The sequence below is a fragment of the Brevundimonas subvibrioides genome (assembly GCF_027271155.1).
GTDB lineage: Bacteria > Pseudomonadota > Alphaproteobacteria > Caulobacterales > Caulobacteraceae > Brevundimonas > Brevundimonas subvibrioides_D.
In genome coordinates, this window is the sequence record NZ_CP114542.1 from 1,543,959 (window position 1) to 1,556,368 (window position 12,410).

The window sequence follows — 12,410 nt, forward strand, 5'->3', positions numbered from 1 at the left end:
GGGAGCGGTCCGCTCAGACCAGGGCAGACCGCGCGGCATAAAGGTCGGCCGAGGCCCGTTCCAGCACCGCCGCGGCGCTTTCGCCCGGCATCAGTTCGGCGGCTCCGACATGGAAATCGGCCACGAACGGCGATCGTTCGGGCCCCGCATCGAAGGCGGTGCAGCCGATCACGGCGGCGATCCGTTCGGCCGCAAGGCGCGCGGCAGCTGCCGGGGTGGCCGGCAGGGCCAGGGCGAACACCTCCGGGGCCAGGCGCGCGGCCGTGTCCTCGACCCGAACCAGTCTGGAGACCATGGCTCCGATTTGCGGCATGGCCCGGTCAAGCCAGCCTCCGACGCGCGCGCGGGTCAGGGCGTCCGTGTCCGCCAGACGCAGGACGCAGACCGACAGCGGACGCCGTCGCGCCGTCGCCGCCTCGGCCACCCGGCCCAGATGGCTGGCGAACAGGGTCCGGGTGAACAGGCCCGTGGACGGGTCCATGATCCCGGCACCGCGCGCGCCCTCAAGGGCCTTGCGGATGGCCAGATGGCGGCGATGGGTGCGGGCCAGTGACAGCACCCGCGCAGCCGTGTCCGGCTCCGGCGTGTCGGCGGCGGCGACGTCGGAGAAGCCCCGGTTGAACAGCTCGCTCAGATTGATCTCGCCTTCGCTGCGCAGATAGAGGGCCAGCGGTATGTGATACAGGCGGGTATTCCGTTTCATGCCCGAGGCGATGGACAGGGCAGGGGCGTGATCCGGAGCGCCCCACAGCACCGCCGCATCGAACGAGGTCTCGTGCAGGTAGTCGAAGGCCGTATAGGGCGTCGGCGCGGCGATCACCTCCGCGCCTTCGCCCGTCAGGATATTGGACAGGGCCAGGAACCGGTGGTCCGGGGCTCCGGCGATCAGGATCTTCAAGGGTGCCGGATCCGGCGCCCCCGGATCGAGGGTCGCGCCGTGCAGGGCGAACGTCGCCTGCCGCAGGCGGAACTCCTCCTCGGCGATCGCGGCACGGACCAGCTGTTCGATTCGCAGGGCGACCTGGGCGGGGTGCGGTGCCTGGGCGGCCACCATGTCGAAATCGCCGCCTTCCTCCAGTCCCTCGCCGATGCCGACGACGGGAAGGCGGCGCGCACCGGCGGCGCGCCGCAGGGCCGCAGGCAGGGCCGCGATCTCGGGGTGGTCCGCGTCCAGAATCGCGACCTCCAGCGTGAAATCGGTCAGGGCGGCCACGGCTGCGTTGCCGGTGCGCGCCGTCATGGTCCGCCACCCCAGCGAATCCAGCCCCCGGCACATCAGACCAATCCGTTCATCGGTCGCGGCGACGACCAGCACGCGCGGCTCCTGACTCAAGGCGACGTCTCCCCATCCGTCGGCCGATTGCCCACGAGCCCTCGCGGGCAAATCGACCATACCGATGCGGCCACGGTCGGCGCAATGTCGATGACACCCGCCGCAGGCGAAAATGGTCGAGTGGTGGACGCCGCACACAGGGATGTTTTACGATAGGGTCACAAAACAGGGGCGGCGGCGGGAACCGGCTTGAGCGGATATCGAACGGACATCGCATCCCCGGGCTTCTGGGGCAGGCTTTCTGTGCGGGCCTTCACCCGCAGCTGGGGCCGGGACGTCATGCTCTATACGGGTGGCGTGTCGTTCTTCGCCCTGCTGGCAGTCTTTCCGGCCATTGCCATACTGATCGGCTTCTACAAGGCCGTGCTGTCGATCGCGCAGGTCGGCGAACAGGCGGCCGCCCTGGCCGATGTCATGCCCCACGCGGCCCGCGCCATCTTCCGCGCCGAGATCGAGCGTCTGTCCAATGCCTCTGCCCGTACCGTCTCGACCCAGAGCGCCTTCGCCCTGATCGTCGGTGCCTATGCCGCGCACCGGGGGTTCAAGGCCCTGCTGGCAGGGCTGAATCTCATCCATGACGAGACCGAGCCGCACGGCTTCTTCAAGTTCAACCTTCTGGCCTTCTTCGTCGCCCTGTTCGCCTTCGCCCTGTTCACGATCGTGTCCGGTGCCGTGGTGACGTCCCGCCTGCTGGAGCACACGGGACCGGTGGCGGCCGAGAGCGGCTTCATGGCGCTGGATGGTCTGTGGCCGGCGCTGGGTCTCGGGGTGGGGCTGACGCTGCTCTATCGATACGCCATGTCTCATCGCGATCCCGTCGCCTGGGGGCCATCGATCACGGGGGGCGTCGTGGCGACGCTGATGTCGATGGTCTCGTCGTGGCTCTGCGCCATCTATGTGGAGCAGATCGCACAGCTGGGTGCGACCTACGGGTCCGTCGGGGCGGTGGTGGTGCTGCTGATCTGGCTGTCGTGGAACGTCAACGCCATCTTCTATGGCGGCGCGTTCGCCACCGAGATGGAGATCGCCTGGCGCGCGCGGGGCGCGCCGGACATTGAACCCGAAACCTCCGGTTCCGTCGTCAACCTGTCGGAGCGGCGCGCCTCTCGACGGTGATCGCCAGGCCATCGTCGGTCTCCTCGACCGAGACGACCCGTCCTCCCAGTTCGCTCATCAGAAACGGCACATCGATCCGCGCCATGGGGTCCGTGGCCAGGAGGACGAAGGCCTGAATCCCGGGCTGATCTTCCAGCGCCTTGCGCAGGCGCAGGCTCGGTACCGGACAGCGATGCCCTCGCGAGTCGATGACCGCCGTCACGCCGCCTCCGCCGCGTCCAGAAGCAGCCCCAGGGCCACCCTGACACTGGCCAGGCGCACCGCCTCGCGGCCGATGTCGCCGAAGCGGTGCACCGCATGGCGGACGCCCGCCTTGCTCGCGCAGGCGAAATGCACCAGGCCGACCGGCTTGTCCGCCGATCCGCCCCCCGGCCCGGCGATGCCGGTGACCGAGACGGCCAGATCGACGCCTGCGTCATCCCGGGCCCCCGCCGCCATGGCCTCGGCCACGGGTTGCGCGACAGCGCCGTTTCGGTCGATCAGCTCGGCCGGGACGCCCAGCAGCCGGGTCTTGGCCGCGTTGCTGTAGGTCACGAAACCCCGGTCCAGGACGGCCGAAGATCCGGGCACGGCGGTCAGGGCGGCGGCGACCAGGCCGCCGGTGCAGCTCTCGGCTGTCGCCAGCGTCAGCCCACGGGCTGCGGCTGTCGCGATCACCGCCTCTGCCAGCGTCTGGATGTCCTCTGGAAACATTGACCTTTCCGAAACCGCCCCGAGTCAATCTAGCGTGACGTCCGACACGGGTTCTGTCGAGCCGGGGACGATTTGGGGGATCCATGTCTGAAACCACTCTGAACACGGGTGTGCCCGGTGCTGGCGATGCCGCGACCGGCGATCGGTTCACGCCGCTCCTTTTCGCGGCGGCGATCTTCACCTCTGCCTCCCTTGTGTTCGTGGTCCAGCCGATGGTCACCAAGCTGGTTCTGCCCATGCTGGGGGGATCGCCTTCGGTGTGGAACACCTCGATGGTCTTCTTCCAGGCGGCGCTGCTGGCGGGATACGCCTATGCCCACGCCCTCCAGCGGCTGAAGAGCCTGCGAGCGCAGCTCGCTGTCCACCTGGCGCTGCTGGCGCTCGCGGCGCTGTTCCTGCCACTGAAGATCAACGGTCTGCTCGGCGATCCCGACCCTTCGGCCCCCATCGGCTGGCTGCTGATGACCCTGGTGCTGTCCGTCGGCGCGCCCTTTGCCGTGCTCTCGGCCACGGCCCCCTTGCTCCAGGCCTGGTTCGCGCGGGTCAGGGCAGGGCACGCCGACGGCAAGAACCCCTATGTCCTCTATGCGGCCTCCAACCTCGGCAGCTTCCTGGCGCTGCTGGCCTATCCGGTCGTGATCGAGCCGCTCATGACCCTGTCGGGCCAGCGCGCTGCCTGGAGCGGCGGTTATGCCGTCTTTCTGCTGCTGATTGTCGGATTGGCGGCGGTGACGTGGAAGCGTGCGGTCACGCCCGCACTGGACGCCGAGCCGCTTGTCCGCTCGAAGCCGATCGCCTGGGCGGACAAGATCAAGCTGATCCTGATCGCCGCCGCACCCTCCAGCCTGATGCTGGGCGTGACGCAGCATCTATCGACGGATGTCGCCTCCGCGCCGTTCCTGTGGATCATCCCGCTGGCGCTGTATCTGCTGACGTTCGTGATCGCCTTCTCGTCCAAGCCACTGATTCCGCTGTCCTATACCTATACGTTCCAGGCTGCCCTTGTCGGGGCGTGCATGGTGCTGCTGGCGTTCCGCAACGGCGACTGGCTGATGATGTTCGCGCTGCACCTGGGTACGTTTTTCCTGACCGCCCTGATGTGCCACCAGGTGCTGGCGGAGCGGCGACCGGCGCCGGACCGGCTGACCGAGTTCTTCCTGCTTCTATCCATCGGAGGGGTCGTCGGCGGCATCTTCAACGCCCTGATCGCGCCGGTGATCTTCAACATGGTGTGGGAGTATCCGCTGGTCCTGGTCCTGGTCGGCCTGGTCCGTCCCTGGAGCTGGAAAACGGTCGGCCGTGGCGAGATGGCCCTGCTGCTGGGGGGCATCCTGCTGGCGATCGTGCCGCCGTTGGCCCTGGAGGTCATGCGCTACAATGCCCCGTTCCGGGCCCTGTTCTCGCTGGAGCAGATCGTCGCCCTGTCGCAGCTGATCTTCGGCGTAGCCGTGATCTGCGCCTTCATGGTCCGCGATCGGGCTCCGTTCTTCACGGTCATCATGGCCGTCGTGGCCATCGGGTCGCACCATATCGCGCGCGGCTATGTCTGGGACCTCAGCGAGCGTAGCTTCTTTGGCCTGATGCGCGTTGCCACGCCCCAGGACCCGCGCCTGGGCGGCCCCGTCCATGTCCTGTCGCACGGTACGACGCTGCATGGGGCCCAGGCGGTCGACCCGCGCTTCGCCTGCATGCCGACGCTCTATTACGCGCCATCGACGCCCCTCGGGCAGGTCATGCAGGGCTTGCAGCTTCGCAACGAAGGCCGCGGCATTAATGTCGGTGTCGTGGGGCAGGGGTCCGGAGCCATGGCGGGTTACAAGCGTGCCGAGGACACCCTGGCCTATTTCGAGATCGACCCGATGGTCGACCGGTTGTCGCGCGATCCGAAGTGGTTCACCTACATCTCGACCTGCGCCGATGGTCCGGTCCGGACGGTGCTCGGCGATGCCCGCCTGTCGATGGCCCACGAGAAGGCCGGCACCTATGACTATCTCGTCATCGACGCCTTCTCGTCCGACGCCGTGCCGACCCACCTGCTGACCGTCGAGGCCATCGCCGGCTATCTGAAACTGCTGAAGCCCGATGGCGTGCTGCTGTTGCATCTGTCCAACCGGAATCTGGACATCACCCAGCCAGCCCAGGCTGCGGCCGTGTCGCTGGGGGTGCCCTATCTGCACCAGACCTATACCGAACGGGCCGATGCGCCGGAAATGGCGGAGGCCTCGACCGAGGCGATCATCCTGTCACCGACCGAGGCGGGCCTGGCCCGGTTCCGGGCCGATCGGCGCTGGGCCGTGCTGCCGGACACGAAGGTCAAACCCTGGACCGACGACTATGTGAATCTGTTCGGTTCGCTGTGGCGTCACTTCAGGGGCGAGGGCTGAGGCCTCTCAGGCGGGCAGTTCGATCGTGGCGAGGGCCTGGGCGGCCAGACCCTCGCCGCGACCGGTGAAGCCCATGGCCTCGGTCGTGGTCGCCTTCACGCTGACGGCGTCCAGCGGCAGGCCGAGAATTTCGGCCAGACGCTCGCGCATCGCCTGACGGTGCGGCTTCACCTTCGGTCGCTCGCAGATCAGGGTGACGTCGACATTGACCAGCCGCCCGCCCCGGGCGTGCAGCCGCTCGACCGCATGGATCAGGAACAGGTCCGACGGCGCGCCCTTCCACTGCGGATCGGTCGGCGGAAAATGATCGCCTATATCGCCGTCGCCCATGGCGCCCAGCAGGGCGTCGGTCAGGGCGTGCAGGCCCGCATCGGCATCGGAATGGCCGATCAGCGTCTGATCGTGCGGGATGGCCACGCCGCACAGCCAGACGGTGTCGCCCGGGCCCCAGCGATGGGCGTCGAACCCGGAGCCGACCCGGGTCTGGCGTGGGATCAGGGCCTCGGCCATGTCGAAATCCTCCGGATAGGTCAGTTTCATCAGGCGCGGATCGCCGGGCACCAGTCGCACCGTGCCGCCGTCACGCTCGACCACGGCCGCGTCATCGGTCGGGGCCGTCCCGTCGGGCCAGGCGGCATAGGCGGCCAGCAGTCTGTCGGCCCGGAAGGCCTGGGGCGTCTGGGCGCGCCACAGGCCCGCGCGGTCCACCGTAGCCTCGATGCGGTCGCTGCCGCGCTTCAGGGTGTCGGAGACGGGCAGGGCGGCGATCGCTCCATCGGCCCCGGTCAGGGCGGCGCGCAGACGCCCGATCACTTCGGCAGAAAGCAGGGGGCGCGCGGCGTCGTGGATCAGGACGACCTGATCCTTCGCGCCGGTCAGGGCCCTGAGACCCGCCTGAACCGAATCGCTGCGTTCGGCCCCTCCGACGATCGCCGACCAGTGGGTCAGTCCGGCCAAGGCGTCAGCGGCCCTGTCCTGACTGCCCGGAGCCACGACGACCACGACCTGATCGGCCCCCGAATCCAGCATCGCCTCGACGGACCAGCGCACGACGGGTTTGCCGCCCAGCCGCCGCCACTGCTTGTCTCCACCGGCCCGGGAGCCGGATCCGGCCGCCACCACGATCGCTGCAAAGGTCATGACGGCCTTCTAGGGGCCACGATGGCGGTTGACGAGAGGCTCCGCATGGGATGGTGACGGACGGATGAGCACAGGCTTGCAGATCGGTGACGTGACGATCCCCGGACGGGTGCTGATGGCCCCCATGACCGGCGTCACCGATCTGCCGTTCCGTCAGCTCGCCTGTCGACTGGGTGCCGTCTATGTCGCCACCGAAATGGTGGCGGCGGCAGAACTGGCCCGCGCCCGGCCGGATGTCGTGCGGCGCGCGGCCGTCGGCGAGGGCCTGCCGTTGACGGTCATTCAGCTGGTCGGACGCGATCCGGCCGCGATGGCGCAGGGCGCGCGCATGGCCGAAGCGGCGGGGGCCGACATCGTCGATCTGAACTTCGGCTGTCCGGCCAAGGAGGTCACGGGCTCGGCCTCGGGCTCGGCCCTGATGCGGACCCCGGACCTTGCCGGGCGGATCATGGCGGCGGTGGTCGCCGCGACCTCGCGGCCGGTCACGGTCAAGATGCGTCTGGGCTGGGACGACGACAGCCGCAATGCGCCCGAACTGGCGGCGCGCGCGGAAGCCCTTGGCGTGAAGGCGGTGACGGTCCACGGCCGGACCCGCCAGCAGTTCTATACCGGCCACGCCGACTGGGATGCCATTGCAGCGGTGAAGCGCGCCGTGGCCATCCCCGTCATCGTCAACGGGGATATCGTCACCGCCGGGCAGGCGCGCGAGGCGCTGGACAGGTCGGGGGCCGACGGCCTGATGCTGGGACGGGGCGTCTATGGTCGTCCCTGGCTGGCGGCCCACCTGGAGCGCGCCCTTGCCGACGGCACCGTCCTGCACGAACCCGACCGCGACGAGCGGTTCGCGATCGTCGTCGATCATCTGCATACTTCCATCGCCTTCTATGGCACCGGCCTGGGCCTGAAGATGTTCCGCAAGCATCTGGGCTGGTACGTCGAGCAGGCCCCCTGGCCCGCCTCGCCCGAGGATCGGCGCGCCGCCAAGGGCCAGATTTGCCGCCTTGATGACGCGAACGCGGTCGCAGGGGCGCTGGCGGCACTGTGGGGCGTGACGCTTCCGAAGCATTTCCGCAACGACGCTGTTGAGTTTTCGCCACAGGTAGTTGAAGCTGTCGCGATATGAGCGACACGCCGGTCCAGCCCAGCGCGACAGAAGGCGAGCCATCCCTCTGGGGACGGCTGGAGGCCGGACCGATGCGTGCGGCGTTCGGCGCAGCCTATGCCCTGGCCTTTCTGATCGCCGGTGCCGCGATCTGGCTGGTCGCCGTCGCGCCGGGCGCGGCCGCCGGCGATGACGCCCGCGCCACGGCCAGCCGCGCGGTCCTCTATGTCCTGATCGCCAACCTGGTGCTGATCGGCGGCCTCGGTGCGGTGATCGGCAGCCGGGTGCTCCGACTATCGCAGCGCCGGGCGGACGATCCGGGCGCGCGCCTGCACCTGCGGTTCGTGACGCTGTTCTCGCTGGTGGCGGTGGTGCCGGCCGTGCTGATCGCCCTGGTGTTCGGTCTGCTGGTCAATCGCGGGGTGGACCAATGGTTCAGCCAGAACGTCCGCTCGGCCGTCAACAACGGTGCATCGATCGGCAAGGCCTATGTGGCGGACGTCGGCGGTGGCCTGGAGCGAGACCTTGGCACCATGGCCAATGAGCTCGGCGGGGTGCGCGACGTGTTCGACAACCGAATCCAGTTCTCGGGGGCCCTGACGCAGATTGCCGAGTTTTTCGGCTATCCGGCGGTCTATATCCTGAACGGAGAGGGTCAGGTGCTGGCGCGCGGCGAACTGCCCGGAGCCCCCGCCTATGTCGCGCCCCCGCGCGAGGTGTTCGAAACCGCCGCCGAGGGTCAGGAAGTCCCTGTCACGGTCACGGAGCATCCCGACACCGTCCGCGCCGTCTATCCCTTGCCCGACTATGGCGACGCCTATCTGTATGTCGTCCGGCCCCTGGCCCCCGGCATCGTCGCCCGGATGCGGAATGGCGAGGAGTCGATCCAGGCCTATCGCGTCGCCGAGGAAAGCCGCGCCAGGCTTCAGGCCGCGTTCGCGCTCAGTTATCTGGAAACCGCGCTGCTGGTCCTGGTCGGAGCCGTCTGGCTCGGCATGTCGGCGGCCAGTGCCATTTCAGCCCCCATTGGACGGCTGGTGAAGGCGGCCGATCAGGTGGCTGCAGGCGACCTGTCAGCCCGCGTCGAGGCCGACGGCGCACCCGGCGAAATCGCCACCCTGTCTCGCGCCTTCAATCGCATGACCGGCGACCTCCAGGCCCAGCAGGCCGCCCTGAAGACCGCCAGCGACGAGGCCCAGGATCGAAGCCGCTTCATCGAGACCGTGCTGTCGGGCGTCAGCGCCGGCGTCATCGGCCTGGACAGGCGCGGTCGGATTTCCGCGATCAACGACAGCGCCCTGCAACTGCTGTCGATCTCCGAGGTCGAGGTTCGGGGCAAGGGTCTGGCCGACGTGGCGCCCGAACTCGGCGAACTGGTGCGGCGGGTCGAGGCCCACATCGAGGAAGACATCGACGTTTCGCGCGAGGGCGAGATGCGCCGCCTGCGCGTCCGGATCGAGGGCGGCGTCGGCGGCGAGATGGTGCTGACCTTCGACGACATCACCCGGCTGGTCACGGCCCAGCGCAATGCCGCCTGGCGCGATGTGGCTCGTCGCATCGCTCACGAGATCAAGAACCCCCTGACCCCGATCCAGCTGTCGGCCGAGCGGCTGAAGCGCAAATTCCGTCCCGCCATCACCGAGGATGTCGAAATCTTCGACCGGTGCACTGACACCATCATCCGCCAGGTCGGCGATATCGGCCGGATGGTGGACGAGTTCTCGTCCTTCGCCCGCATGCCCGCGCCGCGCTTCACCAACGAGAACCCGGCCGAACTGCTGCGCGAGGCCGTCTTCGCCCAGCGCGTCGCGGCACCCGACATGGTCGTCGAACTGATCGAACCCCTGCCCAGGGCCAAGATGAAGGCCGACGGCCGGATGGTGGGTCAGGCCCTCGCCAACATCCTGAAGAACGCCGGAGAGGCCGTCGCGGCGCGCCGTCTGGGCACCCCCGCCAACGAGGACGACGTGGCCATCAGCGCGCGGCTGGAGATCGAGAACGGCATCGCGACCTTCATCATCGAGGACGCCGGCAAGGGCTTGCCCGTCCGCGACCGCGACCGCCTGACCGAGCCCTATGTCACGACGCGCGAGAAGGGCACTGGCCTCGGTCTCGCGATCGTCAAGCGCATCTGCGAGGACCACGGCGGCGACCTGAAACTGTCAGATGCCGACACTCTGGGCGGCGCGAAAATCTGTCTCATCTTTCCCCTCATTCCCACCGGCAAAGCCGACCGCGCGCCCGAGCCGCAAAGCTCCCGCACGCTGGCGGCCGAATAGCGAGGCGATATGCGTTCCAACGGTGCTGACATCCTGGTCGTCGACGACGAGGCCGACATCCGCGACCTGGTCTCCGGCCTGCTGGAAGACGAGGGTCATTCCGTGCGCTGCGCGTCCAGTTCGGAGGAAGCCCTGGCCGGCATCCGGGCCCGCAAGCCCAGCCTGATCGTGCTGGACATCTGGATGCAGGGCGGTGGCATGGACGGGCTGGAACTGCTCGACCTGGTCAAGACACTGGACGCCGACCTGCCCGTCGTCATGATCTCTGGCCACGGCAATATCGAGACGGCGGTCAGCGCCCTGAAGCGCGGGGCCTACGACTTCATCGAAAAGCCCTTCAAGTCCGACCGGCTGGTGGTGGTCATCGAGCGCGCGCTGGAGGCGGCCTCGCTGAAGCGCGAGAACCGTCGCCTGCGGGGGATCGCGATGACGCCGACGGGGCTGATCGGCCGCTCTGCCGCGGCCCAGGTCCTGCGCACGACCATCACCAAGGTCGCCCCCGCCAACAGCCGCGTCCTGATCTCCGGTCCGCCCGGATCGGGCAAGGAACTGGTCGCGCGCCAGATTCACGAGGCCAGCCCACGGGCAAAGAGCGAGTTCGTGGCCATCTCCGCCGCCGGCATGACGCCCGAGCGTCTGGATCTGGAGCTGTTCGGCGAGGAGGGTCACGACGGCCGCCCGCGCAAGATCGGGGTGTTCGAGCGCGCCCACAACGGCACCCTCTACCTCGATGACGTCGGCGACATGCCGCGCGAGAGCCAGAGCCGCATCCTGCGCGTGCTGGTCGAGCAGCGCTTCCGCCGCGTCGGCGGCGAACAGGACGTCCAGGTCGACGTCCGCGTCGTCACCTCGACCTCGCGCGACCTGAAGATCGAGATCACCGAGGGTCGCTTCCGCGAGGACCTGTTCCACCGCCTGAACGTCGTCCCGATCCGCGTCCCGCCGCTGTCGGAACGTCGCGAGGACATCGCCGAACTGGTCGAATACTTCATCGACACGCTGAGCACGTCCCAGGGGCTGCCGCGCCGACGTCTCGGCGATGACGCCATCGCCGTGCTGCAGGTCCATCCCTGGCCCGGCAATGTCCGCCAGCTGCGCAACAACGTCGAACGCCTGCTGATCCTGGCCACCGGCGACCTGAACGACCCGATCTCGGCCGACATGCTGCCCCAGGAAGTGGCATCGACCGGTGCCTCCGGCATGGGGACCGAACGCACCATCGCCCTGCCGCTGCGCGAGGCGCGCGAGGTGTTCGAGCGCGAATATCTGGCCGCCCAGATCATGCGGTTCGGCGGCAATATCTCGCGCACCGCCGCCTTCATCGGCATGGAGCGATCGGCGCTGCACAGGAAGCTGAAGTCGCTGGGCGTTTCCCCCTCGCGCGGCGGCGAAGACGAAGACGGGAGCATCGACTGATGTCGCGGGTCGCCTATGTGAACGGGGTCTATCAGCGCCACTCGGAGGCGACGATCCACGTCGAGGATCGCGGCTTCCAGTTTGCCGACGGCGTCTATGAGGTCTGGTCCGTCTTCGGCGGCCGGATGGCCGATTTCGAGGGCCACATGACCCGGCTGCACCGCAGCCTGACCGAGCTGCGCATCGACATTCCGATGACGCCCGAGGCCCTGACCCGTGTGCTCAAGGAGACGATCCGCAGGAACCGCGTCCGCGACGGCATCGTCTATCTGCAGATCACGCGCGGCACGGCGCGCCGCGACCACCCGTTCCCGGCCCCCGGCACCCCGCCCAGCGTGGTGGTGACGTCGAAATCCATCCCCTTCGCCCGCTCCCAGGACCAGGCCGCAAAGGGCGTCGCCGTCGTCACCCACCCGGACATCCGCTGGGGCCGTTGCGACATCAAGACGGTCGGTCTTCTGCCCAACGTCCTGGCCAAACAGGCCGCGCGCGACAAGGGGGCCTATGAGGCCTGGATGGTCGACGAGATGGGTCTGGTCACCGAGGGCTCCTCGACCAACGCCTGGATCGTCGACAAGGCCGGAAAGCTGCGCACCCGCGACACCCAGGCCAACATCCTGAAGGGCATCACCCGCACCGCCATCATGGCCATGATCGAGGCCGAGGGCATCGAGCTGGACGAACGCCCCTTCAGCGTCGACGAGGCCAAGGAGGCGCGGGAAGCCTTCTTCACCGCCGCCGGGGCCTTCGTCATGCCCGCTATCTCGATCGACGGCGTGAAGATCGGCGACGGCAAGCCGGGCCCGATCGCGACGAAACTGCGTGCCCGCTACCTTGAAGAGGCGAAGCGCGAGGCCATCTAGATGTTGCGACGCGGCAACTGCGTCGTCTAGGCTGACAAGGCCGGGCTCAACCGGCCCCGCGTTCCTCCCCCCGAGCGTGGCGAA

The 12,410-nt window shown here is 68.5% G+C and carries 10 protein-coding genes; 6 read left to right on the plus strand and 4 right to left on the minus strand.

What is annotated here, in order from left to right:
* Nucleotides 1-13 precede the first annotated feature (13 nt).
* Nucleotides 14-1,333, minus strand: a complete 1,320-nt coding sequence (locus O3139_RS07750; protein WP_269513359.1) for a diguanylate cyclase domain-containing protein — start codon at nt 1,331-1,333, stop codon at nt 14-16.
* 189 nt (nt 1,334-1,522) lie between these two features.
* On the opposite strand from O3139_RS07750, the gene O3139_RS07755 reads away from it, so the two are divergent.
* Nucleotides 1,523-2,449, plus strand: a complete 927-nt coding sequence (locus O3139_RS07755; RefSeq protein WP_269513360.1) for a YihY/virulence factor BrkB family protein — start codon at nt 1,523-1,525, stop codon at nt 2,447-2,449.
* Here O3139_RS07755 and O3139_RS07760 read toward each other — a convergent pair.
* Complete coding sequence (locus O3139_RS07760; protein ID WP_269513362.1) at nt 2,415-2,651, minus strand: sulfurtransferase TusA family protein; 237 nt, start codon at nt 2,649-2,651, stop codon at nt 2,415-2,417. The two genes, O3139_RS07755 and O3139_RS07760, sit on opposite strands and share 35 nt — an antisense overlap.
* Nucleotides 2,648-3,142 (minus strand): CinA family protein, encoded by a 495-nt coding sequence (locus O3139_RS07765; RefSeq protein ID WP_269513363.1) that lies wholly within the window; start codon nt 3,140-3,142, stop codon nt 2,648-2,650. Before O3139_RS07765 ends, O3139_RS07760 begins: the two co-directional genes overlap by 4 nt.
* An 83-nt stretch (nt 3,143-3,225) precedes the next feature.
* Here O3139_RS07765 and O3139_RS07770 point away from each other — a divergent pair, with 83 nt between their 5' ends.
* Nucleotides 3,226-5,526: a spermidine synthase gene (locus O3139_RS07770; RefSeq protein ID WP_269513364.1), complete on the plus strand. Its 2,301-nt coding sequence runs from the start codon at nt 3,226-3,228 to the stop codon at nt 5,524-5,526.
* A gap of 6 nt (nt 5,527-5,532) precedes the next feature.
* Here the strand turns inward: O3139_RS07770 and O3139_RS07775 are convergent, their stop codons facing one another.
* Nucleotides 5,533-6,666: a bifunctional 2-C-methyl-D-erythritol 4-phosphate cytidylyltransferase/2-C-methyl-D-erythritol 2,4-cyclodiphosphate synthase gene (locus tag O3139_RS07775; protein ID WP_269513365.1), complete on the minus strand. Its 1,134-nt coding sequence runs from the start codon at nt 6,664-6,666 to the stop codon at nt 5,533-5,535.
* Between the two features lie 64 nt (nt 6,667-6,730).
* On the opposite strand from O3139_RS07775, the gene dusB reads away from it, so the two are divergent.
* The 4 genes from dusB to O3139_RS07795 are packed head-to-tail and all read left to right on the plus strand — an operon-like array spanning nt 6,731 to nt 12,326.
* Complete coding sequence (gene dusB, locus O3139_RS07780) at nt 6,731-7,789, plus strand: tRNA dihydrouridine synthase DusB (RefSeq protein WP_269513366.1); 1,059 nt, start codon at nt 6,731-6,733, stop codon at nt 7,787-7,789.
* Nucleotides 7,786-10,047: a sensor histidine kinase NtrY-like gene (locus O3139_RS07785; RefSeq protein WP_269513367.1), complete on the plus strand. Its 2,262-nt coding sequence runs from the start codon at nt 7,786-7,788 to the stop codon at nt 10,045-10,047. The genes dusB and O3139_RS07785 overlap by 4 nt, the downstream gene beginning before the upstream one ends.
* A gap of 9 nt (nt 10,048-10,056) precedes the next feature.
* Nucleotides 10,057-11,463 carry a sigma-54-dependent transcriptional regulator gene (locus O3139_RS07790; RefSeq protein ID WP_269513368.1) on the plus strand — a complete coding sequence of 469 codons (1,407 nt, stop codon included), beginning with the start codon at nt 10,057-10,059 and terminating at the stop codon, nt 11,461-11,463.
* Nucleotides 11,463-12,326, plus strand: a complete 864-nt coding sequence (locus O3139_RS07795; protein ID WP_269513369.1) for a D-amino-acid transaminase — start codon at nt 11,463-11,465, stop codon at nt 12,324-12,326. The genes O3139_RS07790 and O3139_RS07795 overlap by 1 nt, the downstream gene beginning before the upstream one ends.
* The last annotated feature ends 84 nt before the right edge of the window (nt 12,327-12,410 follow it).

Bases quoted from the DNA above. Each gene is read 5' to 3' on its own strand.
- dusB (WP_269513366.1), top strand. From the start codon at position 6,731: ATGAGCACAGGCTTGCAGATCGGTGACGTGACGATCCCCGGACGGGTG.
- O3139_RS07770 (WP_269513364.1), top strand. From the start codon at position 3,226: ATGTCTGAAACCACTCTGAACACGGGTGTGCCCGGTGCTGGCGATGCC.
- O3139_RS07775 (WP_269513365.1), bottom strand. From the start codon at position 6,666: ATGACCTTTGCAGCGATCGTGGTGGCGGCCGGATCCGGCTCCCGGGCC.
- O3139_RS07765 (WP_269513363.1), bottom strand. From the start codon at position 3,142: ATGTTTCCAGAGGACATCCAGACGCTGGCAGAGGCGGTGATCGCGACA.
- O3139_RS07785 (WP_269513367.1), top strand. From the start codon at position 7,786: ATGAGCGACACGCCGGTCCAGCCCAGCGCGACAGAAGGCGAGCCATCC.
- O3139_RS07795 (WP_269513369.1), top strand. From the start codon at position 11,463: ATGTCGCGGGTCGCCTATGTGAACGGGGTCTATCAGCGCCACTCGGAG.
- O3139_RS07790 (WP_269513368.1), top strand. From the start codon at position 10,057: ATGCGTTCCAACGGTGCTGACATCCTGGTCGTCGACGACGAGGCCGAC.